This window comes from Aeromonas sp. MdU4, assembly GCF_041929505.1.
Taxonomy (GTDB): Bacteria; Pseudomonadota; Gammaproteobacteria; order Enterobacterales; family Aeromonadaceae; genus Aeromonas.
The window spans coordinates 195,261-216,293 of the sequence record NZ_JBHFMW010000021.1 but is presented as its reverse complement, the minus strand read 5'-3'; the positions used below and the strand labels follow the sequence as shown (position 1 = coordinate 216,293).

Here is a 21,033-nt window from a genome sequence, read left to right as displayed (position 1 = left end):
ATAAGGCCACCTTGCTGTGGCCTTATTGTTTTACGATGGAGGCAGGATCAATCCTGGAAGTAGGTGCCCCAACCATCGTAATCCACCCCGTATTTTTCCAGGATGGGCAGCATCTTGGCAATGTCAGCCACGATCGCTTCGACATTCAGCTTGCACTCGATAGTGGCATCGAAGCAGAAGATGGTGGCGCCGTCATCCAGCTCCATCTCTTCGGCATCGGTCACTTCAAAACCGGCCTTGAACAGGTCAACCGCTGCTTTTTCCAGACGGTCGAAATCCTGGCAGGCGAAGTGGTGCTCGATGTCGTAATCCGCATCAGGATTGCTGCCATCGGCCAGCAGCTCGTTGACGATCTCGGTGGTCTCATCACGCCACTCTTGCATATTCAGACTCATGTTGCCTCCAGGCGGTATCATTGCGGCAAAGCATACTCGCAGAGTGCATCCGGCTCAATGCGGCAGATCTCGAGAAGAGGAGATTTCCTGCTGTTTGGTGATTGAGGCACAACAGATTGGTGATGGTGAGGCCGGTTTTTACCCAAAAATGGCCAATAACCATCCGTTGCGTTCAGTTGTTGAGCGAACACGCTTTTTATCATCTCATCCTGGTTGACACGCTGCGCTGGAAAGGGTTTAATGCGCGCCGTTGCCCAGATAGCTCAGTCGGTAGAGCAGGGGATTGAAAATCCCCGTGTCGGCGGTTCGATTCCGTCTCTGGGCACCAAAATTCCTCCTTAGTTCAGTCGGTAGAACGGCGGACTGTTAATCCGTATGTCACTGGTTCAAGTCCAGTAGGAGGAGCCAAATTCGAAAAGCCCGCTCAATCGAGCGGGCTTTTTCATTTCTAGTTGCCGTTGCAGGCGGCTAAAAAGAGCGTCGCGCCACAGGTTGCGCTGAACAGCAGCATTCCGGTCTGCAACATGCTGCCAGGGCATGGTTTTTTCTCTCTTTTTCCGGCCCTGATCCACTTCGGTTTCATCACGTTCCCTTATCCATTTTGACGGCCTGAATGGCTGCACTCCTGTGCAGGCGAGCCATCTTTGTTTAATGACTGCATGGCGTCAATCTCCTGGCCAAGAGAATAATTCAGCAAGTCATCCCCCTCTTCCCGACAGGGTGATTTAATACTTTTCTACACCATTTGAACCTGCCTCCACATTCACAAAAAGCGGCATGACCCGGCTGGCGACCAAGGCTAAGATGGGCTGAACCTATTCCGACGTCGACATGGAGAGAGTCAAGATGAGCAGCCCACTGCACTACGTACTGGACGGCATCCACTGCGAGCCGCACTTTTTTACCGTCCCTCTCGATCACGACGAGCCGGATGGCGAAAGCCTGACCCTGTTTGCCCGCACTCTCTGCCGTAAAGACAAGCTCGATGAGAAGTTGCCCTGGTTGTTGTTCCTGCAAGGGGGGCCAGGTTTTGGTGCGCCACGTCCCACGGCCAATAGTGGTTGGCTCAAGCGTGCATTGCAGGAGTTCAGAGTGCTGCTGCTCGATCAGCGTGGCACCGGCATGTCGAGCCCTGTTCACGGCCGCGATATGGCCACCATGACGCCAGCCGAGCAGGCGCACTACCTCAGCCATTTTCGCGCCGACAGCATAGTGCAGGATGCCGAGTTTATCCGGCAGGATCTGAGCCCCAATCATCGCTGGAGCTTGCTGGGCCAGAGCTTTGGCGGCTTCTGCTGCCTGACCTACCTCTCGCTCTTCCCCGACAGTCTGCGGGAGGTCTATATCACCGGCGGCATCGCGCCGATTGGCCGCAGTGCAGAAGAGGTCTACCGCGCCACCTATCAGCGGGTGGCCGACAAGAATCGCTCCTTCTTTACCCGTTTCCCTCATGCTCAGGCCATTGCCAACCGGCTGGCCAACCATCTGCACCAGCACGATGTCCGGCTGCCCAACGGTCAGCGTCTGACCGTGGAGCAGTTCCAGCAGCAAGGGCTGGATCTGGGCGCCACGGGCGCCTTCGAGGCGCTTTACTATCTGCTGGAAGAGGCCTTTATCGGAGAGCAGATCAACCCGGCCTTCCTCTACCAGGTGCAGAGTATGCAGCCATTCAATACCAATCCGCTGTTCGCCATCTTGCACGAAGCTATCTACGCCGAAGGAGAGGCGACTCGCTGGGCCGCTGAGCGGGTCAGAGGGGAGTTTCCTGCGGTGAGCTGGGCCCCCGGCAAGGATTTCGCCTTTACCGGCGAGATGATCTTCCCCTGGATGTTCGAGCAGTTCCGCGAGTTGCTACCTCTGAAAGAGGCGGCTCATCTGTTAGCCAGCAAGGCTGACTGGGGGCCGCTCTATGATCCGGCCCAGCTGGCCCGCAACAAGGTGCCGGTGGCCTGCGCCGTCTACGCCGAGGATATGTACGTGGAGTTTGACTATAGCCGCGAGACCTTGCGCGGTCTTGGCAACAGCCGCGCCTGGATCACCAACGAGTATGAGCACAACGGCTTGCGGGCCGATGGGGAGGTGGTGCTCGACAAGCTCATCGCCCTGAACCGGGATCGCTGAGGATCAGTCAGCCACCAACCACATCATGGTTGGGAGGATGGAGTGTCATGGCGCTCCATCATGAAGGCAAAAGGGAGAGGGAGGCAATATGCCTCCCTCTTGCACAGGGCGTGCTATCAGAGTGCGGCAGCGATGCGGGCGCCAAGCGCCGCGTTGTTCAGCACCAGCTGGATGTTGGCCGCCAGCGAATTGCCGCCGGTCAACTCGCAGACGCGGGCCAGCAGGAAGGGGGTTGAAGCCTTGCCCTTGATCCCCTGCGCATCCGCCTCACCCAGTGCCTGGGCAATGGCGGCATCAATATCGGCTTTGGCCATGGCATGCTCCATGGGGATCGGATTGCCCACCACGGCGCCACCAGCCAGCCCCAGCTCCCACTTGAGACGCAGTGCCTCGGCGATGGCGGCCGGACTCTCCAGCCGGTAATCGACCTTGAAGCCGCTCTCGCGGGTGTAGAAGGCGGGCAGTTCGTCGGTTTGATAGCCGATGACCGGCACGCCCTGGGTCTCCAGATATTCCAGCGTCAGCCCGATATCGAGGATCGATTTGGCCCCCGCACAGACCACGGCCACCGGCGTTTGCGCCAGCTCCTGCAGATCGGCGGAGATGTCGAAGCTCTCCTGTGCGCCACGATGTACCCCGCCAATGCCACCGGTAGCAAAGATCCGGATCCCCGCCATGGCGGCGATGATCATGGTGGAGGCGACCGTGGTGGCCCCCATCCCTTTGCGCGCCAGCACGAACGGAATGTCTCGGCGGCTGCACTTGGTCACGCTGTGGCCTGCCCGGCCGAGCGCTTCCAGTGCACCCGCATCGAGACCCACCTTGAGGCGGCCGTCGAGGATGGCGATGGTGGCCGGGATAGCGCCGTTATCGCGCACCACCTGTTCCACCTGACGGGCCGTCTCCACGTTCTGCGGATAGGGCATGCCATGGGAGATGATGGTGGATTCGAGGGCGACGACCGGTTTGCCTGCGGCCAGCGCGGCAGCAACTTCCGGTTGGATATCGAGGTAAGCGTTCAGCATGAGTACTCCTCCAGTATGCGGTCAACGGCGGTCTTGCTGAGACCGGAAAAAACGGTATCGGAACAATTGACGGTGAGGGCGGCGCAGCCCAGGGCAAAGCGGGTGGTCTGGGCGATGTCGAACTCCTGTAGCCAAGCATGGGCAAGGCCGGCCATAAAGGCATCCCCGCCACCGGTGACGTTGAGCACCGGGCTGCCCAGCACAGGCAGGTGGCCCTGCTGCTCGCCATCGCTGTAGAAGATCCCCTGTTCACCTAGACTGAGGAACAGCCGCTTGACCCCGGCTCGGTGGAACCAAGCCGCGGCCATGGGCCAGGTTTCGGGTCCGGCGATAGTCATGCCGCACAGCTGCTCGGCCTCGCTGCGATTGGGTTTGAGGGTGTGGATCTTGCCGAGCCAGGGGCGGATCTTCTCCACCTTGGCTACCGAGACGGTATCGACAAAGATGGCGTGATTCCCCTGCCGCTCGAACAGCCAGTCAAGGGTGTGAATGGCCAGATTGGTATCGAGCACCCAGAGTCTGGCACCGGTGAGGAAGCCGCCGAGTGGGGTCAGGCGGGCAGGGGTGAGCTGCTCGATGATGGCCATATCGTTGATGGCGCAGCTCATTTCGCCGCTACCGTCATGCAGGCTGAGGTAGCTGGAGGTGGTATGGCCGTCGAGCACCAGGGTCTGGCGTACATCAACGCCAGCGCGCTGGCTCACTTCCAATAGATGGTGACCATACTGGTCGTTGCCGACCGCGGTCAGCAGCCGGGTATCGCTGCCCAGGCGGGCCAGGTTTTCAGCGATATTGCGGCCGACGCCGCCCGCCGAGGTGCGTACCTTGCCCGGATTGGAATCGCCAAGTAGCAGGTTGTCGTGGCTGGTACCACAAATATCCATATTGGCGCCCCCGATCACCACGACGTAGGGGCCTTCTCGCAGTACATACCCTCTGCCTTGCACATATCCCTGCCGGATCAGGCTGGAGATATGGCTGGCCAGTGCAGAACGGCTGATGCCGAGGCGATCGGCCAGATCCTGCTGGGCAATCATGGGGTCCTGCCGCAACAGGGCGAGGATCTCTTGTTCACGCTCAGTCATAGACAAACATCCATTTACAAACGTTTGTCTAGTATTGCTGAAAAACGTTTTTCATCTATCGGTTTGTATAAAAAATGTCTGGTTGCGCACAAAAAATCGTCACTATTGATTGGCTGTGTCGAGTTTGCGTGTGATGGACGACGGCATTCACCATTGCTGCTTATAATGGCCGCCGTAACATAAGGAGAAATGATGGAAAAGCGAGGCTTCTGCTGTGTCGGGCTGGTTAATCCCAAGTCCCCGGAGAATGTCGGTGCCGTGATGCGTGCTGCCGGTTGCTACGGCGTGGACGAGGTTTACTACACCGGCAACCGTTTCGAGCTGGCGCGCCGCTTTGTCACCGATACCAAGCAGATGGTGGAGAAGATCCCGCTGCTCGGGGTGGATGATCTGCTGGCGTTTATCCCACAGGGGTGTGTCCCGGTGGTGGTCGACCTGATAGAGGGGGCCACACCACTCCCTGACTACGTTCACCCCGAGCGGGCGTTTTATATCTTCGGGCCAGAGGATGGCACCCTGGATCCTGCGCGCTACGGAGCGGTGAAAGATGTGGTCTATGTACCCACTCAGGGCTGTATGAATCTGGCCGCTTCGGTCAATGTGATCCTCTATGACCGGCTGGCAAAGGGATATCGACAGCCCTGAATCGTGGTGTGGCGATGGATAATTACACAGTAATGGAAAAAGTGCTGTTCAGTGGCAAGTTGCTGGATGTGGTGACTGCGGGTGTCTCTTGTTCTTTACTGGCTGATCCCTCTTTCTTGGCTGCGTCAGCCTGCAAGCGAGCAATTTCAGCCATGATCACTGCCAGCTGCTGTTGCAGCACTTTTATCTGTTCTTGTCGCAGCTTTGCTGACTCTTTATCCGTTGGCGCATCATCCCCATTAGGTTTTGTCAGGTTACTGATCTGTTTTTGAATTTTCGCCGCCTTGGCTTGTAATTGCGCAATTTTTCCTTGGGGTTCACCAGAGTGATTGTTGTCACTGGCTGCCGTTTCATTGCGACCGATGGCTGAGGGGGGTAAGGAAATCTGCATGCTGGCTCCCGTTATTGTTAATTAATTCGATTAATTAACCCCTTATCGGCCAAGCGTCGAGATACTTAATTTCTTTCCTCTATCACTGCATTAATGGTCATCAGATCGGACCTTTTTTTCCTGCTCCTCGATAAAACCGCGATAGTAGTCATAGAGCTGATTGCGTCGATAAATATCAGCCAGGGTGCCGTGGCTAATCAACTTGACCATCTCTTGATCCCACAGTTGCCGTAGCCTGTGACCCTGTGCAGTGTCGGCAAAGATGGGATATGTCGGGATCCAGCGCAGAAAGGCACGGTACATGTTGGCTGGTGTTTTATCCGCCGCGTAGAGTACGCCGGCGGTCAGGTAATAGCGATAGCGGCCTTTACCGAGCAGTTGCAGGGCCATTTCATGGCTGTCGACTTCATGCCACTGCATGGTGACCGGAATATATTTATCAAAGGCCCAGCCACGTTGCCATAGAACAGATTGTCCCTGCAGACTGGACTCACCCTGCCATTGTGGTTGCCATTGTTTGAGCATCAATACGGTCAGGTCATCGGCCGAGGCTGGATGGCGGGGCTGTTGCACACCATCGACTTCACCCAGATAAACCCCCATCGCCATATCCCCTCCTTGCTGAGCAATCACCGCCAGCGCTCGCTTGTAAGGTACGATATGGTAGATGACCTGATAACCATGGGGTTGGTAGATAGCGCGAACGAGATCAAGATAGACCCCCTTGCCATACTGTTGGCAAAAGCCGGGCCAGTCATCGCAATAGACCTGGATTGATTCTGCGCGGCTGTTCACCGCACCGAACAAACAACAAAGCAACAGACAACCGATGCGCAGCATGGTTAGAACCGGCCTCTCGCAAGTAGAGAAATAAGAAACTGATTACCTACTTTATACCATGGCACTGTTAGTGACGGTGTACAGAAAATATCTGATGCTCATTTTGCGACAGGGTCGAGAGTTATTTGTAGTCGAGTTGTTATGATTGGGAAAAGATTCAAATAGTACCCAAATCAGTAGAGGAGACTGCATTATGCCATCCATCAAAACTCTGCTTTGTCCTGTCGATTTTTCCGAAATGTCCCGGGCGGTGCTCGACTATGCCGTATTTATGGCGCAGAGCCATCAGGCCCAGCTCAAACTGGTTCACATCGTGGATCAACTGCACGGCTTTGACAGCTACAAGATCCTGCATATGACCGCGGTGGAAATTACTCACGAAATGGAGCGCCAGGCTAGAACCCAGCTGAAAGAGTTGATTGCTACGCTGCCCATGTCTGCCAGTTTTGATATCCGCTTTGGCCGGGCGGCAGATGAAATCATTATTCAGGCCAAGGATGATGAAGTCGATCTGATCGTCATGGGCAGCCACGGCCGCTCAGGGATCAGCCATCTGCTGGTCGGCAGTGTGGCCGAATCCGTGGTGCGTCATGCGCCTTGCCCGGTCCTGGTGGTGCGTCAATAGCGTCACCCGTTTGGTACGATAAGCATCATAAACAAGGCCAGCGACTGCTGGCCTTCTGTTGGCTAACCGTGGGCGTAGATGACGCTCCCCCCTTTGATGGTATCTATGATGGCTCTGGCCTGCTCTTGAGGCAGAGCCGGGCAGCCCCAGCTGCGCCCCAATTTGTCATATTTGCGCAGATGGTTCGGGCTTGCATAGGTGGCACCATGCACCACGATAGCCCGCTTGCGGGCATTGCTGTTTTGGCCGGGAGTAAGGCCATCCAGCCGCAGCGAGTAGCCGTGTTTGCCGAGATATGTCTCCGCCGTACGATATACCCCAAGGGAGCTTTTCATGGAGTTCGGCTGGTTGGAAAATGTGTTGGCGGCCAGTTCGCCAGAGTTGCGGCCATGGCTGACCCAGGTGTGATAGAGCAGTTTGTGGCGTTGCATATCGATGACAAACAGCCTGCGCTGGGTAGATGGTTTGCTGTAGTCAATGATGGTGAGAATGGATTTGCGCTTGTGGCGTACGGTTTGATAACTGTTGATTGCCTGGCGGAAGGTCTGTTTGTCGAGTTTACCCGCCAGACCCAGCTGACGATAGAGACTCTGATCCCAGCTGGCATCTGCCGTGCTGCTCCAGATGAGCGATATCAACAGCAGTGGCAACAGCAGCCACCCGCGTTGCCAGTTTATGTTCCCGCTCGCTTGTCTCATCCGTGAATATCTCCTTGTCACTCCCTGCCAAAGGTGCGGATATTGCCATCAATCCGCTCGATAGTTATATGCAAGGTGCTGAAAAGGAGCAATAAAAAAACCGGCCGCAGAGCGGCCGGAAGTAATTCAAACAGTAGACATTGGTTTCACAGGGTATAACTAACTTCCAATTTCTTAGAAGTTGTACTGCAGGGCAACACCCACTACGTCGTCGGTGTTCTGGCCCAGCTTGCTGGTAGAGTTACCAACGGAATCCAGCAGGTTGACCTTGTAATCAACATAGGCGTTGAAGTTGTCGGTGAAGTTGTACCAGGCACCGATAGAGACGTATTCGGTCAGGGTGTCATCGAAGCTGACGTTGGTATCATTCTTCACGTCAGTGCGCAGGTAAGCCAGAGAGGGCTTGAACTTGCCGATGGTGTACTGGGCAACAGCTTCGTAACCGTCGCTCTTCTCGGCATAGCCGTTTTTGACGAAGATGTGATCTTCACCGTGAGCATAAGTTGCAGCTAGGTAGAGGTCACCGACAGCATATTTGGCACCGAAGCCCATCAATTTGGCATCGCTGTCAGCGCCGAAAGAGGCGAATTTAACCTGGTCTGCAGTTTTGCCAGCCTGGTTATAAGCAGCAGACAGACCCAAGCCCATAGCGAAATCGTAGGATGCAGCTACGGCAAAACCTTCTTTGGAACCTTTCTTCCAAGAGGTCAGTGAACGATCTGAATTTTGGGCAGTATTGTTACCAGTGAACTGGGCACCCAGGGTCAAACCGTTCTGGGTGAACACGTACTTGGCAACGCCGTTGGTACGGCCGGTACCGAATACTTCGGTGCCTTTGCCCAGGCCGTCACCACCCCACTCGGGCAGGACGTCGGTGTAGTCGTTCACGATGCCAAACAGGCCATCCTGACGACCGTAACTGAATGCGCCGAAACGGTCATGCTTGATGCCGGCATAGGCATAACGCAGCTCATCGTTGTCGGAGCCGGAGGCCGGCAGGTTGTACTCGGCAAAGCCGAATGCTTTCATCTCGGGGGCAATTTTGGTCTCACCGCGCATGTTTACACGGAAATAGCTCTGATCGCCTTCGGAACCGTTGTCGTCAGTACCGTAGTACATGCCTTGAGCACGGCCACCGATATCCAGCTTGGTATCGTTCTGGTTGTAAACGGTAGCAGCATGGGCGCCGCTCGCCAGCAGCAGGCTGGAGATGGCAATAGTCAGTGCAGACTTCTTCATATGCTTTATTCCTCTGATGTAAACACTTGGACCTGTTCCGGTCTTTGTTAGTTTGATCGGGATTGAACCGATGGGGACAAGGTAGAGCGCCTAACCTTGACTGGAGCTGAATCAGGGGTGGGTTACCGGCTGATGACAAAATAGTCATCATGGTGTGTGGCAGGGAGATGGATATTTTTTTATTTAATAATCAATGAATTAATTTTTCATTTAGTGGTCACCCTGTTGTCAGGTGACCACCGGTTGTCAGATCTCAGGCTGGTTTTTGCCACAGGGTCAGCAGCAGATCCTGCTCCAGCTCATCCGGACCTTGCTGGATAAAGGCATGCCGCTGTTCGCCGGTAGCGCGCCAGCCGAGGCGGCTGGTGTCCAGAATAAAGCTGCGCATGGATTGATCCAGCGCGAGAGAAAATTGGCAGCGTTGTTGTCCCAGCGCAGTCAGCCCTGCCAGAGTGGGCCAGCTAAGGGGATGTTCCATGCTCACCGGGTTCAGACTGATCCTGAGTTGCCACTGATGACGTGGACCTGGCTGCAGATAGAGCAAGTAGCCGCCAGGGGCAAGCCAGTTGGCCAGTTGTTCACTCTTGATCTTGAGATCGTTGACCAGCAATACCTGGGCCTTACCGGGTTGCAGCGGAGCTCTGGTCGGATCGGCGATGACAAAGCTTGCGTCTGGCTGTGCCTTGTTGGCGGCGAAGATGGTGTTTTTCGCGATATCGATACCGGCAAATTGCCAGCCGGGAAGTCGCGTTGACAGCGCACGGCAGTAATAGCCTTCACCGCATCCCAAGTGGATCAACTCTTGTGGGGGAAGCGGAGCGAGCATGGTCGTGATGGCTTCCACCAGCGGCAGTTGGTGGCCTGCTTCAAGAAAGTGGTGTTTGGCCCGCATCAGAGCACGACTGTCGCTGTCTTTGGGGTTCTTTTTGCCGGGGATAAGATCCAGATAGCCTTCCGGTGCCGGATCGAAATGGTGTTTGTTGTCGCAATAGCGTCCCTTGGACGCCTCATGCAGATGAAGCGGGCTGCGGCAACGTGGACATTGAAGATGCATAGGAACTCTCTTGGCGAACGCCGGAACGGGGAAGGGCGTTCGGCATTATAGGGGAGAGGATCAAAAAAGGCTGCCGTAGCAGCCTTTTTTATCCCGAGGCCTTTGTCAGGCCTGTGGATGGGTTATCAGCGAGTGCCGAATACCACTATGGTCTTGCCGTGAGCGGAGATCAGCTCCTGCTCTTCCAGCATCTTGAGGATGCGGCCCACGGTTTCACGGGAACAGCCAACGATCTGGCCGATCTCCTGACGGGTGATCTTGATCTGCATGCCATCAGGGTGAGTCATGGCATCCGGCTGTTTGGCCAGGTTCAGCAGGGTCTGGGCGATCCGGCCGGTCACATCCAGGAAGGCGAGGTTACCCACTTTCTGGCTGGTGTGTTGCAGGCGCTTGGCCATCTGGCCAGAGAGACGCAGCAGAATGTCCGGGTTGACCTGGATCAGCTGACGGAACTTCTTGTAGGAGATCTCTGCGACTTCGCAGGAACCCTTGGCGCGAACCCAGGCGGAGCGCTCCGGATTCTCGTTCTCTTCGAACATCCCCATTTCGCCCAGGAAGTCGCCCTGGTTGAGATAGGAGAGGATCATCTCTTTGCCCTCATCGTCCTTGATCAAGACGGCCACAGTGCCCTTGACGATGTAGTAGAGGGTCTCCGCTTTTTCACCCGCATGGATCAGGGTGCTCTTGGCGGGATACTTATGAATGTGGCAGTGCGACAAGAACCATTCCAGGGTGGGATCGCTTTGCGGTTTGCCAATAACCATGAGAATTCCTCTGTAGTGTCTTTTTATGGACTTGTGCGTCCGGGCAAGCTGCCAATCTTGCCATTCCTTGTATTAGTCGCAGTAGGATAAGAGCCTTTGCCTGTGCTGACAAGGCTTTGCGGGTTTTTGAAAGAGCCCTTTGAGTAATGCCTGCTGCGCCGCTTCCGCCATTCTAGGGAAGATGGGGTGGGGAGATGTTGATTTTGATCTATTAACCCCCTAACTCATTGACCAGAAGGTCATCCAACAGGCGATAGGATGCGGCCTGTACGGTGGCTGGGGTATGCTAGGTGAACCACGAGCACAACGTTAACAACCAGAGGAAGTGAGATGAAAGCCAAGGTCAGCTGGGTAGAGGGCATGAAATTTGTCGGGGAGAGCGAATCAGGCCATCAGGTGATCCTGGATGGGACCAACCCGGGGGCGGGAGCCAGCCCGATGGAGATGATCCTGCTGGCGGTAGGAGGGTGCAGCTCCATCGATGTGGTTTCTATTCTGGAGAAAGCTCGTCAGCCGGTGAGCGCGTGTCATGTCGATGTTACTGGCGAGCGAGTGGAGAGTGTGCCCCGGGTTTTTGAGAAGATTAATCTGCACTTTGTGGTGACTGGCAAGGGATTGGCAGATAAGCAAGTTGCCAGAGCCGTCGAGCTGTCGATGGATAAATACTGTTCTGTTTCCCTGATGTTGGAAAAAGCGGTACAAATTACCCATAGTTATCAAATTGTTGAAGCCTGATAACTGACGATTGTTTGGTTCAATACACCATGGCGCACGGCCATCACTTAAGACCATTACATAAGGAAAGTGCAATGAAGAACTTGATCGCTCTGCTTCCTCTGCTGGGTTTGGCTGCCTGTTCCAGTAGTCCACAGCCAACCCAGTATCAATACAGCCAGTATCAGTGTGGTGAAGAGTTGCTAGCCATTACTTATGATGCCCAGGCGGACATGGTGCAGTTCCCTTATGCCGGGGTCTACCACAAGCTGGGACGGGTAGAGTCGGAGTCTGGTGCCAAATATTCCGACAGCGTGACCACCTTCTGGAATCAGGACAAGCAGGCGCTGCTGACTCAGAAAGGGGTGACTCTGCTGACCTGCAAGTTGAAATAGTTCGCGGCGTTGCCACCCCTTTGCCCCTGTTCTGGCGAGGGGGGCAGATCAAAAAGAGCGACTTGTCATGCGGCAAGTCGCTCTTTTTATTGGCTGGCAATCGAGGGGGATGCCATGGCGGCAACATCAGTGAGTCGGCACTGACCCCAGCAGTTTGGCTGCCAGTTGCTGGCTGAGTGCCTGCCGCTCGCTATCGGCAATGGTGACATCGCTGGCCAGTGAGATGACGCTGCCCCAGACTGCTTTCTCGGTTTTCCTGTCTAGCAATACAATGACCAGGGTGCCCTTGCGCTCATCGGGCGAGGCTTGTACCCCGGGGCTCATGCCGAGACGGGCAAAAATCTGGCTATCGCTGATATCCTTGCCACCCGCCACGCCGATGGCCACCCACAGATCCGCTTCAGCAAGGGGCACGCTCTGCCAACCCCGACTGTTGAGCTGCTGGTTGACGGCTTGTTGCATCGGCTCCAGCCACCCTTCCGCTCGCTCGCCGGCAAATTGGTACTGCTCTGCCAGGGCATAGCGCGGGGTAGCGCCATAGTTCCAGCTACCCAGCGAGCGCACCACCATGGTGCCCGCTTCCAGCGTGGGGGCTGACGGTCCGCTGCTGCAACCGCCCAGCAGGGCAAGCAGCACCACAGAGAGAGAGGCAAACCGCATTGTGAGCTCCTTTGTGTCAGGTTATTTTGCCGGTTTCGAGCAGTTGCTGGATGAGCGGTTTGAGGATCAGCTCCATCGCAAAGCCCATCTTGCCACCCGGTACCACTATGGTGTTCATCCGCGACATAAATGAGCCGTCGATCATCGACAGTAAGTAGGGGAAATCGACCTGCTTGATGCCGCGAAACCGGATCACCAGCATACTCTCGTCCAGACTCGGGATCACCTTGGCGCTGAAGGGGTTGGAGGTATCCACCGTCGGGACGCGCTGGAAGTTGATATGGGTGCGCGAGAATTGCGGGGTGATGAAGTTGATGTAGTCGTCCATGGAGCGGACGATGGAGTCGGTGACCGCCTCGCGTGAATGGCCGCGCTCCGAGGTATCGCGAATGAGCTTCTGGATCCACTCCAGGTTGACGATGGGCACTACGCCAATCAAGAAATCCACATGGCGTGCCACGTTGTGATCCTCGGTGACCACGCCACCGTGCAACCCTTCGTAGAACAGCAGGTCGGTATCGCTCGGCAGATTCTGCCAAGGGGTAAAGGTGCCTGGCATCTGATTGAAGGGCACCGCTTCGTCGAAGCTGTGCAGGTAGCGACGGTATTGACCGGTGCCATCCTGACCATAGCCTTGGAAAAAGCTTTCCAGCAGGCCGAAGTCATTGGCTTCGGGGCCAAAATAGCTGATGTGGCGCCCCTGTTCGCGAGCTTTGCGGATTGCCACATCCATCTCGGGGCGGGTGTAACGGTGAAAACTGTCGCCTTCCACTACCGCCGCCGTGTATCCCAGTTGATCAAACATGGAGCGAAAGACATTGGTCGAGGTGGAGGTGCCAGCACCGGACGAGCCGGTGACTGCAATGATTGGGTGCTTGGCCGACATGGGATTCTCTCTTCCTTGGGAGTTCCGTTATAGGGTCCGGATTCCGGTTTGGTCAAGATGGCTCGATGAAGCGATCTTTCATCACTATGTTCACGGATTCATGCAGTTCGCTGTAGACGATGACCACCCTACCTTGTTGTAATTGGTTGCGCACCTCCTCGACTTTGGTGCCAAGTGATATCTCTTGTTCACCATATTCGGTCCCCTCCTGCAGCACAAAATGCTCGATCAGGTTGGTCAGGGTGTCGGCATCCAGCTCTTGCCAAGGAATGATCATGAAGTGCTCTCGATGCAAAAAGATATAACCATCGGGCTATTGTTGTGCTGAATCGTACGAATGCAATCAATTTTTATTTTTTCACCGGAGTCTGAGACATGTTGTCTGAAGAGCAGCGCCGCTCGCCGTTAACCCTGGTGGACCATCTGGCGCAGGCGCGCCGGCAAGCGATTAGTCGCGGTATGGTGTGGTTCTGGTTGCTGAACTGGCTGATGGTGCTGTTTCTGACAATCCGCTACGAAGTGTACAGCCAGGTTGGGCTGGCCAGTGATAACGCTCTCCCGTGGCGCTTTCAAAGTGAAGTCGGGCTGGTGATGGTGATGCTGATCCTGCTTCCGGTTGTCAGCTTGCTGTGCGATCACCTTTCGGATCATCTCTGGCTGCGAGTCGCGGCCGTGACAATGCTGCTGTGGGGTGGGCTCTGGACCTTGCACATTTATACCTTGGGGCAGGTTGAGCTGCGTGGCGGCCTTAGCTATGCCAACGGGATCATGCGACTCAATCTGCTGGCCGCTCTGATTGCTTTTTACCCCGACCGAAAGGTGTTTTACGGTTATTTGTTTGGCCCCATGACGGTGGGGGTTGGGCTCGAGCTCTTTTTGCTGGTCGATTTTCACCAGATATTTTTGCTGGGAGTACTGTTTGGCGTCATTGCGTTGGAGGTTGGCCGGCGGATCCTGAATCGCTGGTTTGAGCTGGCTATCGTCAGAGAGCATGAGAATCTGGCCCTGTTGCGGCGTCTGGATACGCTCGCCAAGCAGGACCCGCTGACCGGTGTTGCCAACCGGCGTCACTTCAATATCGAGTTGGAGCGAGAGCTGGCGTGTGGCTGTGAGAAGGGGACGCCGCTGTCACTCATCTTGATCGATGTGGACTATTTCAAGCGTTTCAACGACCACTACGGCCACCAGACGGGGGATATTTGTCTCAAGGAGGTGGCACAAGTGCTTAACCGCTCGGTGCGCCCCTCTACCGATCTGGTTGCCCGTTACGGTGGTGAAGAATTTGTGCTGTTGCTGCCAGATACCGACAGCAAAGCGGCCTTATGCGTTGCGCAGCGGCTTCAGGAGGGGCTGGCCTGTTTGAAGTTGGAACACCTGGCCTCTGATGTGGCTCCCTGGGTGACGGTGAGTCAGGGGATTGCCAGTATCAGGGGCGACGAAAACGCCAGCCAACTGCTGGATCGTGCCGATCAGGCGCTCTATCGGGCCAAGGCGTTGGGGCGCAATCAGTTCTGTGTCGCAGAGTGACTCTGTTCGGCAATCCAGCGACTGATCCGTTCATCCAGCCAGAACTTTGGCCGCCAGGGCGTGCCGTGCAGAAAGCCGACATGGCCGCCGCGCTGGCTCAGCTCATAGCGCACGTGAGGCGAGAGCTGCTCCGGCCGGGGGATGACGGCGTGTGACATAAAGGGATCGTCGGCGGCGTGGATGACCAGGGTCGGGATTGGGATCTGGCGCAGCAGCGGCAGGCCGGAGCAGCTCTGGTAGTAGTGACTGGCGCTGTGAAAGCCGTGCAGTGGCGCGGTGACTTGCTCGTCGAAATCACGCAGGGTGGCAATCTGCTCCACTTGGCGGGGTTGCCAGCGTTCACTCGCTTGCTGCTGATGGCTGATCTTGCTGAGCAGATTGCGGCGCATGGTGCGTAGCAGATAGTTTTGATAGACCTTCGAGAAACCCTGATTGACCCGTTCGGCACAGCTCGCCAGTTGCAGCGGGGCCGAAACCACCACCGCGGCCTTCAGAGTGTCAGGGCAGGCGCGTGCCAGCAGATTGACCAGCATATTGCCACCAAGTGAAAAGCCGATAGCAATCAGTGGTTTGCCCGGAAAGCGCTGGCTCAGTTCGGCAAGCAGCTCCTGCGCGTCACCGATGGCGCCGGAGTGATAGGCCTGCAGGTGGCGATTGGGCTCGCCACTGCAGCCGCGAAAGTGCATCAGCACTGCCTCTCTGCCCTCTTGCTGCAAATGGGCGAACAATCCCTTGGCATAGTGGGAGTGAATGCTCCCCTCCAGCCCATGAAACACCACCACCAACGGCTGCTCGTCAAGATTGACCTCCCCGCTCCAGGCGAGGTCGACAAAGTCCCCATCCGGCAGTTCAAACCGTTCGGCCACAAAGCGGGCAGGTGTGCGGCGCAGCCATTTGGGCAATATGGTCTGCAGATGAGGATTGCGGGCCCACCAGGGGGCATGGAAGTGGCTTTCGGTCAGCATGGGGTCAGTCGGTCTGGGTCGAAGATAAGGAGGACGGGAGGAGTGTTCCTCCCGTCAGTGATTGGCCTATTTCAGCAGGCGATCGTGATGTTCGGCGCCACGCAGCATGGCCTGGATCAGCTCGTTGGCTTCGAACTTGGTCAGCGCCTCATGGGCGCCCACCTGATGGGCCCGCTCCACACTGATCTCGCTGGAGAGCGAGGTGTGCAGGATGATATAGGCCCCCGCCAGTTTGCTGTCGCTCTGTACTTCGAAGGCCAGTTCATAGCCATCTAGCCCCGGCATCTCGATATCGCTCACCAGAATGTCGATCGGGGTCTTCTGGCTCGCCCGCTCTTGCATCAGGGCCAGCGCATCCTTTCCATTGGTGCAGACCTCATAGGGGATATTGATGTAGTCCAGCGCCGCCATCAGCTGACGGCGGGCGACCGAGGAGTCATCGACCAGCAAGATCCGCATCGGTTTGATCCGCTCCCGCTGCACATCGGTCAGCACCGGGTAGAGGTGGCTCGGATCATCCGGATAGACCCGGGAGAGGATCAGCTCCACATCCAGCAGCTGGATCAGCTGATCATTGACCCGGGTGACCCCGGTCACGAAGACATTGTGGCCAAGGGTGGCGGGCGGAGATTCGATATCGCGCCAGTTGCACTCGGTGATCTTGTCGATGCCCCGCACCAGAAAGCCCACCAACGTGCGGCGGCAGTCGGTGATGATGATGAAGCAGTGGGGCATCTCCTCCTTGCTGATGGGGCGATAGCCCACCGCCATCGCCATGTCGATCACCGGAATGGTGGAGCCGCGCATGTTGGCGGCCCCCAGTACGGTCGGGTGCGAGTGCGGCATGGCCGTCAGCTGGGTGTAGGGCACTATCTCCTTTACCTTGAGGGTGCCGATGGCAAAGGATTGTTTGGCTGAAAGATGAAACAGCAACATGCCTTGGGATTGATTGGCTTTGCTCGTCATGGCAGGTGTCCTGTTGGTCGAAACGTTGACTGTCACTTCTGGTCTCTAGCATAAAGGATTGAAGGGGGAATGGCCCTTCATTGTTAACGACCAACGGGCAAAAAACTGGACTCGTTCAGCCAATTTAATTAGCTCATTCACGCCGATATCTGGCTATTGAGCGCCATTCCCACCAACGCCCCATTGCTGACAGGCGGTTTGCAACGCAGCTTCATCGGTGTAGCCCAGCTTGCTGGCAACCTGAGCGGGTTTGCTGCCGCCCTTGAGCAATCTGAGCGCCTGCAGAAGTTGCCACTGTTGTTGCAATTCAGTCCCCTCCAGCGGCGCGTCGGCTTGTTGTGCCCACTGTTGCAGACCCTCTGGCTGGCCATTGGCCAGAACTTGCCAGCATGCTTGCAGCTCACTGTGTCCCTGCTGGTTGATGGTGCACTGTTGCAGCTCATCCAGAATCACCTGTAGCCGCTGACCGTAGACCCCTTGCCACTCTTTCGGGCGCTGCCACTGGGCCAGCGAATCGAGCAGGGCATCGAGCAAGGGGGTGGTCTGCAGCCAGCCTGCCTGCTGCGGCTGGGCCACGCGCAAAGAGACATTCAGCTGATCGTAATCGCAACCGCTGAGCGGGCTGAAGGCGGCGAGGGCATCGGCACAGAGCCAGAAGCTGCTGCCTGCGGGCAATAACAGCTCATGTTGGCCCAGTCTCAGCAGTGCGGCACCCCGGGTGATCCGTAACAGCTGCCCGACCAGGGTCCGTTTGCGGTTGCCGGCGTGCAGGCCCTGGCAGGAAAAATGGTGGTACTCGATGGCGTGATGCATGTAAAAACCCTGATATGATGCTGCCTGGAGGTAACAAATATGGAAACCAGACGTAAAAAGCGCTTCATTGCCGGTGCTGTCTGCCCGGCGTGCGGCAAGTTGGACAACATGATGCTGTATCTGGAGCATGGAGTCGAGAAGGTGACCTGCGTCGCCTGTGGCGACACCCAGGTACAAACGCCTGCCGAGGTCGACAAGCAGACTCGCGAGGCGGAAGAGGTGATCGGGGTATTTCGTCCCTGATGACATGATGGCTAGCGGGATACGCGTTTTTGGTTGACGCAGCTGTCGTTTTTTTCGTCACACTGTGGCGTGGCACGGCATATGCGCGGCCCGCTTTTTAGGGTATTCTGAGCCCGTTTTTTTCTATCCGCAGGATCCTGACATGAAAGTAGCTCCTCTGAGCGTGGTTACGCTGGAATACACAGTCACCGACGAGCACGGTGAAGTCATCGACAGCACTGTCGGCAAAGAGCCGCTGGTCTATCTGCACGGCACCCGTTACCTGGTCTCTGGCCTGGAAGCCGAGCTGGAAGGCCGCGCGGTAGGTGAAGCCTTCGAAGTGACTCTGGTACCGAGCCAAGCCTACGGCGAATATGACGAGACGCTGGTACAAGAAGTACCGGGCGAGCTGTTCGACGGCATGGAAGTCTCCGAAGGGGATACTTTTGTGGCTGAAACCGACGATGGCCATCGTCCGGTGACCGTGGTTGAAGTATCCGAAGAGTTCGTCAAGGTGGATGGCAACCATCCGCTGGCTGGCGTGACCCTGGGCTTCAAGGTCGAGATCAAGGACGTGCGGGCCGCCACTGCCGAAGAGCTGGCCCACGGCCACGTTCACGGTGCCGGTGGCTGCGGTCACGATCACGGTCATGACCACGATCACGGCGGCTGCTGTGGCGGTCATGGTCACGATCATGATGAAGATCACGGCCACGGCGGTTGCTGTGGCGGTGGCGGTTGTGGTGGCAAAGGCCATCACCACTGATCACGGCCATGCCGATGATAAAAAACCCGCGATAATCGCGGGTTTTTTATTGGCTGACGATAGGGCCAGAGCATATTGCCTGACCATGGATAGCGCCGGATCAGTAGTGCGGCGGTGGCGTCTCTTCGGCCATGCTGGCAATCTGGCTGGGCTGTACGCTTTGCAGTTTGTCGATCAGCAGCTGGATCTGGTATTTGAGGCGATCGAGTTCACGGCCCTGGGTAGTCACCTCGTCGTTGAGCTGCTCTATGGTGTACTCCGCATAGGCGAGACGGGTTTCCAGGGTTTCGATGCGATCGTTAAGTTGCTGACTCATGGGCCTTCGGGTCCTTACTTGATTGTCCAGATTTCGGCCAGACCACTGGAGCTGGCACTGACAAGGTGGCTATTGTCGCGCAAAGCGACGCCGTAGACCACTGCACTGGGCGGTTTCACTTTGGGGTGGGGCGAGACGCGCCAGCTCTGCAGCAGGGCGCCATCGCTCACTTGCCATAGCGAGAGCTGGCGGGAGGGGGCGCCGGTGATGAGCCATTTGCCGTCGTTGGTAAAGCGGGCACTGGTGTAGACCTCGAAGCGGTGATCATACTGCAGTTGGCTTATCTCCTTGCCGGTTTTCAGATCCCAGATGCTGGCCCGGCTGCTGTCAGCGGTGAAGGCGTAGCGACCACTTGGCTCCAGCCGTGCCATGACCACCCGACCACCATGGTTGAATCGCCAGACCACCTGCCCGCTGCGGGTATCCCAAAGATAGGCGCTGTAGTCGTTGCCGCCGGTCAGGGCATAGCGACCGTTGGCGGAGAGATCCACCGTATTGACCTGTTCGGTGTGCCCCAGAAACTGCAGGCGATGACCGCTTCGGGTATCGACCCATTCTGCCTTGCCATCTTCCCGCCCGATTAGCACATAGCGCCCATCAGCAGAGAGCGCTATGTCCCTCAGCCTGGATTCAGGAAGGGAGTAGTAGCCTTGCGATTGCCCGTCCTGAAGCCGCCAGATGGCAAAGGTATTGGTGGTGGCGGTCACAGCGTGGCTGTTGCCTTCGGAAAAACGGCTAATGAAAACGAGATCATTCGGTGAGTCGGATTGCTTCCAGCGCCAGCGTTCGCGGCTTTGCTCCAGATCCCAGACCGTGATGCCCTGGCTGATGCTGGAGACGATGGCTTGCTTGCCATCACTGGATAGGTCTGCGGTCAGCAGACCCGTGCTGGCGAGGGTCATCTGCTGGCTGGGTTGGGAGCTCTGCTCGCAACCGGTGAGCATTAAACAGAGGCTCACCAGATAAATGGCACTTTTTATCATTTTTGCTGTCTCACGCTTTTGTTACCTGCGATCACGGCGTTAGTATAAGGCGCTTATCACGATAAACCTCTCATTTCACGATGGAACCGAGAGCGGTATTTGGAGTTTGGAGAAACTGATGAATAAATTTCTGAAGGTGTCCCTGTTGGCTGCGGCGGTTGCCGTCGGTCTGACTGCTTGCCAAAAAGACGAGAAGCCTGCTGCGGCCAATACCGCCGAAGTGAAGGCTGAAGCCAGCAAGCCGGCAGAGGCGACCAAGGTCGAAGCCAAGAGCTTTGAAGAGCAATCCGGCTACGCAATTGGCCTCTCCATGGGTCGTTACATCGCGAACACCCTCGAGCGTCAGCAGGAACTGGGCATCAAACTGGATAACTCCGTGATCCTGAAAGGAGTCACCGATGGTCTGGGCAAAGAAGCCAAGATGACTGATGAAGAGATCCAGAAGGTACTGCAGGATTACGACGCCAAGATCAACGAGCTGACCAAGGCTAAAGCCGAGAAAGATGCCGTTGAAAATCTGAAGAAAGGCGAAGAGTTCCTGGCTGCCAATGCCAAGAAAGAGGGTGTGAAGAGCACCGAATCCGGCCTGCAGTATCAGGTCGAGAAGATGGGTGACGGTGCCAAGCCGAAATCAACCGACATCGTCAAGGTGCACTACACCGGTACTCTGACTGATGGCACCAAGTTCGACAGCTCTGTCGATCGCGGCGAGCCGGCTACCTTCCCGCTCAACCAGGTTATTCCGGGCTGGACCGAAGGTGTGCAACTGATGCCGGTTGGCTCCAAGTTCAAGTTCTTCCTGCCGTCCAAGCTGGCCTATGGCGAGCACGGTGCAGGCTCCATCCCGGCCAATGCCGTGCTGGTGTTTGACGTTGAGCTGCTGGCCATCGAGAAGCCGGCTGCTGACGACGCCAAGAAGTAATTTCTGTTTGTAGTGA

At 56.6% G+C, this 21,033-nt stretch carries 27 protein-coding genes and 2 tRNA genes; 11 read left to right on the top strand and 18 right to left on the bottom strand.

What is annotated here, in order from left to right; all coding sequences use genetic code 11:
- Nucleotides 1–47: 47 nt before the first annotated feature.
- Nucleotides 48–383 carry a ribonuclease E inhibitor RraB gene (rraB, locus tag ACE1BR_RS11945; protein ID WP_026034893.1) on the bottom strand — a complete coding sequence of 112 codons (336 nt, stop codon included), beginning with the start codon at nucleotides 381–383 and terminating at the stop codon, nucleotides 48–50.
- Nucleotides 384–647: 264 nt separating this feature from the next.
- On the opposite strand from rraB, the gene ACE1BR_RS11940 reads away from it, so the two are divergent.
- A tRNA-Phe gene (locus ACE1BR_RS11940) sits at nucleotides 648–723 on the top strand.
- 4 nt (nucleotides 724–727) lie between these two features.
- Nucleotides 728–803, top strand: a tRNA-Asn gene (locus ACE1BR_RS11935).
- 40 nt (nucleotides 804–843) lie between these two features.
- Here ACE1BR_RS11935 and ACE1BR_RS11930 read toward each other — a convergent pair.
- Nucleotides 844–978 carry a hypothetical protein gene (locus tag ACE1BR_RS11930; protein ID WP_255939454.1) on the bottom strand — a complete coding sequence of 45 codons (135 nt, stop codon included), beginning with the start codon at nucleotides 976–978 and terminating at the stop codon, nucleotides 844–846.
- A gap of 263 nt (nucleotides 979–1,241) precedes the next feature.
- On the opposite strand from ACE1BR_RS11930, the gene ACE1BR_RS11925 reads away from it, so the two are divergent.
- The gene (locus ACE1BR_RS11925; protein WP_374870499.1) at nucleotides 1,242–2,516 is read left to right on the top strand and encodes an alpha/beta fold hydrolase; all 1,275 of its coding nucleotides are present in this window, start codon (nucleotides 1,242–1,244) and stop codon (nucleotides 2,514–2,516) included.
- Between the two features lie 116 nt (nucleotides 2,517–2,632).
- Here ACE1BR_RS11925 and ACE1BR_RS11920 read toward each other — a convergent pair whose 3' ends face one another.
- Together ACE1BR_RS11920 and ACE1BR_RS11915 are read right to left on the bottom strand one after the other, a co-directional pair.
- Complete coding sequence (locus ACE1BR_RS11920; protein WP_374870497.1) at nucleotides 2,633–3,541, bottom strand: pseudouridine-5'-phosphate glycosidase; 909 nt, start codon at nucleotides 3,539–3,541, stop codon at nucleotides 2,633–2,635.
- Complete coding sequence (locus ACE1BR_RS11915; protein ID WP_374870495.1) at nucleotides 3,535–4,626, bottom strand: PfkB family carbohydrate kinase; 1,092 nt, start codon at nucleotides 4,624–4,626, stop codon at nucleotides 3,535–3,537. The genes ACE1BR_RS11920 and ACE1BR_RS11915 overlap by 7 nt, the downstream gene beginning before the upstream one ends.
- Before the next feature lie 192 nt (nucleotides 4,627–4,818).
- Between ACE1BR_RS11915 and ACE1BR_RS11910 the strand changes: the two genes are divergently transcribed.
- Nucleotides 4,819–5,271, top strand: a complete 453-nt coding sequence (locus tag ACE1BR_RS11910) for an RNA methyltransferase (RefSeq protein WP_374870493.1) — start codon at nucleotides 4,819–4,821, stop codon at nucleotides 5,269–5,271.
- Between the two features lie 22 nt (nucleotides 5,272–5,293).
- On the opposite strand, the gene ACE1BR_RS11905 is transcribed toward ACE1BR_RS11910, so the two are convergent.
- Nucleotides 5,294–5,662: a FlxA-like family protein gene (locus ACE1BR_RS11905; RefSeq protein WP_374870491.1), complete on the bottom strand. Its 369-nt coding sequence runs from the start codon at nucleotides 5,660–5,662 to the stop codon at nucleotides 5,294–5,296.
- A gap of 90 nt (nucleotides 5,663–5,752) precedes the next feature.
- Entirely contained in the window at nucleotides 5,753–6,502 is a 750-nt protein-coding gene (locus ACE1BR_RS11900; protein WP_374870489.1) for a hypothetical protein, read from the bottom strand.
- 193 nt (nucleotides 6,503–6,695) lie between these two features.
- Between ACE1BR_RS11900 and ACE1BR_RS11895 the strand changes: the two genes are divergently transcribed.
- Complete coding sequence (locus tag ACE1BR_RS11895) at nucleotides 6,696–7,127, top strand: universal stress protein (protein WP_374870487.1); 432 nt, start codon at nucleotides 6,696–6,698, stop codon at nucleotides 7,125–7,127.
- A gap of 62 nt (nucleotides 7,128–7,189) precedes the next feature.
- Here the strand turns inward: ACE1BR_RS11895 and ACE1BR_RS11890 are convergent, their stop codons facing one another.
- The 4 genes from ACE1BR_RS11890 to crp all read right to left on the bottom strand — a co-directional run bounded on the left by ACE1BR_RS11890 (nucleotide 7,190) and on the right by crp (nucleotide 10,882).
- The gene (locus ACE1BR_RS11890; RefSeq protein ID WP_374870485.1) at nucleotides 7,190–7,825 is read right to left on the bottom strand and encodes a murein L,D-transpeptidase catalytic domain family protein; all 636 of its coding nucleotides are present in this window, start codon (nucleotides 7,823–7,825) and stop codon (nucleotides 7,190–7,192) included.
- A gap of 174 nt (nucleotides 7,826–7,999) precedes the next feature.
- Entirely contained in the window at nucleotides 8,000–9,064 is a 1,065-nt protein-coding gene (locus tag ACE1BR_RS11885; protein WP_374870483.1) for a porin, read from the bottom strand.
- A 253-nt stretch (nucleotides 9,065–9,317) separates the two neighbouring features.
- Nucleotides 9,318–10,118: a putative RNA methyltransferase gene (locus ACE1BR_RS11880; RefSeq protein WP_374870481.1), complete on the bottom strand. Its 801-nt coding sequence runs from the start codon at nucleotides 10,116–10,118 to the stop codon at nucleotides 9,318–9,320.
- 125 nt (nucleotides 10,119–10,243) lie between these two features.
- A complete protein-coding gene (gene crp, locus ACE1BR_RS11875) occupies nucleotides 10,244–10,882 on the bottom strand; it encodes a cAMP-activated global transcriptional regulator CRP (RefSeq protein ID WP_033135974.1) in 639 nt (212 codons plus the stop codon).
- 330 nt (nucleotides 10,883–11,212) lie between these two features.
- Between crp and ACE1BR_RS11870 the strand changes: the two genes are divergently transcribed.
- Both ACE1BR_RS11870 and ACE1BR_RS11865 read left to right on the top strand, forming a co-directional pair.
- Complete coding sequence (locus tag ACE1BR_RS11870) at nucleotides 11,213–11,617, top strand: OsmC family protein (protein WP_374870479.1); 405 nt, start codon at nucleotides 11,213–11,215, stop codon at nucleotides 11,615–11,617.
- A 74-nt stretch (nucleotides 11,618–11,691) separates the two neighbouring features.
- Nucleotides 11,692–11,991 carry an MliC family protein gene (locus ACE1BR_RS11865; protein WP_374870477.1) on the top strand — a complete coding sequence of 100 codons (300 nt, stop codon included), beginning with the start codon at nucleotides 11,692–11,694 and terminating at the stop codon, nucleotides 11,989–11,991.
- Between the two features lie 126 nt (nucleotides 11,992–12,117).
- Here ACE1BR_RS11865 and ACE1BR_RS11860 read toward each other — a convergent pair whose 3' ends face one another.
- From ACE1BR_RS11860 to ACE1BR_RS11850, 3 genes are read right to left on the bottom strand one after another with little or no spacing between them, the layout of a single operon-like run.
- A complete protein-coding gene (locus ACE1BR_RS11860) occupies nucleotides 12,118–12,651 on the bottom strand; it encodes a DUF4136 domain-containing protein (RefSeq protein WP_374870475.1) in 534 nt (177 codons plus the stop codon).
- 16 nt (nucleotides 12,652–12,667) lie between these two features.
- Entirely contained in the window at nucleotides 12,668–13,537 is an 870-nt protein-coding gene (locus ACE1BR_RS11855; protein WP_374870473.1) for a phosphoribulokinase, read from the bottom strand.
- 52 nt (nucleotides 13,538–13,589) lie between these two features.
- Entirely contained in the window at nucleotides 13,590–13,814 is a 225-nt protein-coding gene (locus tag ACE1BR_RS11850) for a YheU family protein (RefSeq protein WP_374870471.1), read from the bottom strand.
- A gap of 98 nt (nucleotides 13,815–13,912) precedes the next feature.
- Between ACE1BR_RS11850 and ACE1BR_RS11845 the strand changes: the two genes are divergently transcribed.
- Nucleotides 13,913–15,064, top strand: a complete 1,152-nt coding sequence (locus tag ACE1BR_RS11845; protein WP_374870469.1) for a membrane-associated sensor domain-containing protein — start codon at nucleotides 13,913–13,915, stop codon at nucleotides 15,062–15,064.
- On the opposite strand, the gene ACE1BR_RS11840 is transcribed toward ACE1BR_RS11845, so the two are convergent.
- From ACE1BR_RS11840 to ACE1BR_RS11830, 3 genes are all read right to left on the bottom strand, one after another.
- On the bottom strand, nucleotides 15,043–16,029 hold the full coding sequence (locus ACE1BR_RS11840) for a hydrolase (protein ID WP_374870467.1): 987 nt from the start codon (nucleotides 16,027–16,029) through the stop codon (nucleotides 15,043–15,045). The genes ACE1BR_RS11845 and ACE1BR_RS11840 overlap by 22 nt on opposite strands.
- A 66-nt stretch (nucleotides 16,030–16,095) precedes the next feature.
- Nucleotides 16,096–16,995, bottom strand: a complete 900-nt coding sequence (locus ACE1BR_RS11835) for a chemotaxis protein (protein ID WP_374870465.1) — start codon at nucleotides 16,993–16,995, stop codon at nucleotides 16,096–16,098.
- A 153-nt stretch (nucleotides 16,996–17,148) separates the two neighbouring features.
- The gene (locus tag ACE1BR_RS11830) at nucleotides 17,149–17,808 is read right to left on the bottom strand and encodes a hypothetical protein (RefSeq protein ID WP_374870463.1); all 660 of its coding nucleotides are present in this window, start codon (nucleotides 17,806–17,808) and stop codon (nucleotides 17,149–17,151) included.
- 39 nt (nucleotides 17,809–17,847) lie between these two features.
- Here ACE1BR_RS11830 and ACE1BR_RS11825 point away from each other — a divergent pair, with 39 nt between their 5' ends.
- Both ACE1BR_RS11825 and slyD read left to right on the top strand, forming a co-directional pair.
- Nucleotides 17,848–18,051: a YheV family putative zinc ribbon protein gene (locus ACE1BR_RS11825; protein WP_005335287.1), complete on the top strand. Its 204-nt coding sequence runs from the start codon at nucleotides 17,848–17,850 to the stop codon at nucleotides 18,049–18,051.
- A gap of 142 nt (nucleotides 18,052–18,193) precedes the next feature.
- Nucleotides 18,194–18,796 carry a peptidylprolyl isomerase gene (gene slyD, locus ACE1BR_RS11820; protein WP_374870461.1) on the top strand — a complete coding sequence of 201 codons (603 nt, stop codon included), beginning with the start codon at nucleotides 18,194–18,196 and terminating at the stop codon, nucleotides 18,794–18,796.
- Nucleotides 18,797–18,896: 100 nt separating this feature from the next.
- Here the strand turns inward: slyD and ACE1BR_RS11815 are convergent, their stop codons facing one another.
- Together ACE1BR_RS11815 and ACE1BR_RS11810 are read right to left on the bottom strand one after the other, a co-directional pair.
- Nucleotides 18,897–19,112, bottom strand: coding sequence for a SlyX family protein (locus tag ACE1BR_RS11815; protein ID WP_005335285.1), 216 nt, complete (start codon nucleotides 19,110–19,112; stop codon nucleotides 18,897–18,899).
- Between the two features lie 14 nt (nucleotides 19,113–19,126).
- Nucleotides 19,127–20,095: a hypothetical protein gene (locus tag ACE1BR_RS11810; protein ID WP_374870459.1), complete on the bottom strand. Its 969-nt coding sequence runs from the start codon at nucleotides 20,093–20,095 to the stop codon at nucleotides 19,127–19,129.
- A gap of 118 nt (nucleotides 20,096–20,213) precedes the next feature.
- Between ACE1BR_RS11810 and fkpA the strand changes: the two genes are divergently transcribed.
- Nucleotides 20,214–21,017: an FKBP-type peptidyl-prolyl cis-trans isomerase gene (fkpA, locus tag ACE1BR_RS11805; protein ID WP_374870457.1), complete on the top strand. Its 804-nt coding sequence runs from the start codon at nucleotides 20,214–20,216 to the stop codon at nucleotides 21,015–21,017.
- Nucleotides 21,018–21,033: the final 16 nt, after the last annotated feature.

Coding starts and splice junctions, on each gene's coding strand:
- rraB (WP_026034893.1), bottom strand. CDS start 383: ATGCAAGAGTGGCGTGATGAGACCACCGAGATCGTCAACGAGCTGCTG.
- ACE1BR_RS11930 (WP_255939454.1), bottom strand. CDS start 978: ATGAAACCGAAGTGGATCAGGGCCGGAAAAAGAGAGAAAAAACCATGC.
- ACE1BR_RS11925 (WP_374870499.1), top strand. CDS start 1,242: ATGAGCAGCCCACTGCACTACGTACTGGACGGCATCCACTGCGAGCCG.
- ACE1BR_RS11920 (WP_374870497.1), bottom strand. CDS start 3,541: ATGCTGAACGCTTACCTCGATATCCAACCGGAAGTTGCTGCCGCGCTG.
- ACE1BR_RS11915 (WP_374870495.1), bottom strand. CDS start 4,626: ATGACTGAGCGTGAACAAGAGATCCTCGCCCTGTTGCGGCAGGACCCC.
- ACE1BR_RS11910 (WP_374870493.1), top strand. CDS start 4,819: ATGGAAAAGCGAGGCTTCTGCTGTGTCGGGCTGGTTAATCCCAAGTCC.
- ACE1BR_RS11905 (WP_374870491.1), bottom strand. CDS start 5,662: ATGCAGATTTCCTTACCCCCCTCAGCCATCGGTCGCAATGAAACGGCA.
- ACE1BR_RS11900 (WP_374870489.1), bottom strand. CDS start 6,502: ATGCTGCGCATCGGTTGTCTGTTGCTTTGTTGTTTGTTCGGTGCGGTG.
- ACE1BR_RS11895 (WP_374870487.1), top strand. CDS start 6,696: ATGCCATCCATCAAAACTCTGCTTTGTCCTGTCGATTTTTCCGAAATG.
- ACE1BR_RS11890 (WP_374870485.1), bottom strand. CDS start 7,825: ATGAGACAAGCGAGCGGGAACATAAACTGGCAACGCGGGTGGCTGCTG.
- ACE1BR_RS11885 (WP_374870483.1), bottom strand. CDS start 9,064: ATGAAGAAGTCTGCACTGACTATTGCCATCTCCAGCCTGCTGCTGGCG.
- ACE1BR_RS11880 (WP_374870481.1), bottom strand. CDS start 10,118: ATGCATCTTCAATGTCCACGTTGCCGCAGCCCGCTTCATCTGCATGAG.
- crp (WP_033135974.1), bottom strand. CDS start 10,882: ATGGTTATTGGCAAACCGCAAAGCGATCCCACCCTGGAATGGTTCTTG.
- ACE1BR_RS11870 (WP_374870479.1), top strand. CDS start 11,213: ATGAAAGCCAAGGTCAGCTGGGTAGAGGGCATGAAATTTGTCGGGGAG.
- ACE1BR_RS11865 (WP_374870477.1), top strand. CDS start 11,692: ATGAAGAACTTGATCGCTCTGCTTCCTCTGCTGGGTTTGGCTGCCTGT.
- ACE1BR_RS11860 (WP_374870475.1), bottom strand. CDS start 12,651: ATGCGGTTTGCCTCTCTCTCTGTGGTGCTGCTTGCCCTGCTGGGCGGT.
- ACE1BR_RS11855 (WP_374870473.1), bottom strand. CDS start 13,537: ATGTCGGCCAAGCACCCAATCATTGCAGTCACCGGCTCGTCCGGTGCT.
- ACE1BR_RS11850 (WP_374870471.1), bottom strand. CDS start 13,814: ATGATCATTCCTTGGCAAGAGCTGGATGCCGACACCCTGACCAACCTG.
- ACE1BR_RS11845 (WP_374870469.1), top strand. CDS start 13,913: ATGTTGTCTGAAGAGCAGCGCCGCTCGCCGTTAACCCTGGTGGACCAT.
- ACE1BR_RS11840 (WP_374870467.1), bottom strand. CDS start 16,029: ATGCTGACCGAAAGCCACTTCCATGCCCCCTGGTGGGCCCGCAATCCT.
- ACE1BR_RS11835 (WP_374870465.1), bottom strand. CDS start 16,995: ATGACGAGCAAAGCCAATCAATCCCAAGGCATGTTGCTGTTTCATCTT.
- ACE1BR_RS11830 (WP_374870463.1), bottom strand. CDS start 17,808: ATGCATCACGCCATCGAGTACCACCATTTTTCCTGCCAGGGCCTGCAC.
- ACE1BR_RS11825 (WP_005335287.1), top strand. CDS start 17,848: ATGGAAACCAGACGTAAAAAGCGCTTCATTGCCGGTGCTGTCTGCCCG.
- slyD (WP_374870461.1), top strand. CDS start 18,194: ATGAAAGTAGCTCCTCTGAGCGTGGTTACGCTGGAATACACAGTCACC.
- ACE1BR_RS11815 (WP_005335285.1), bottom strand. CDS start 19,112: ATGAGTCAGCAACTTAACGATCGCATCGAAACCCTGGAAACCCGTCTC.
- ACE1BR_RS11810 (WP_374870459.1), bottom strand. CDS start 20,095: ATGATAAAAAGTGCCATTTATCTGGTGAGCCTCTGTTTAATGCTCACC.
- fkpA (WP_374870457.1), top strand. CDS start 20,214: ATGAATAAATTTCTGAAGGTGTCCCTGTTGGCTGCGGCGGTTGCCGTC.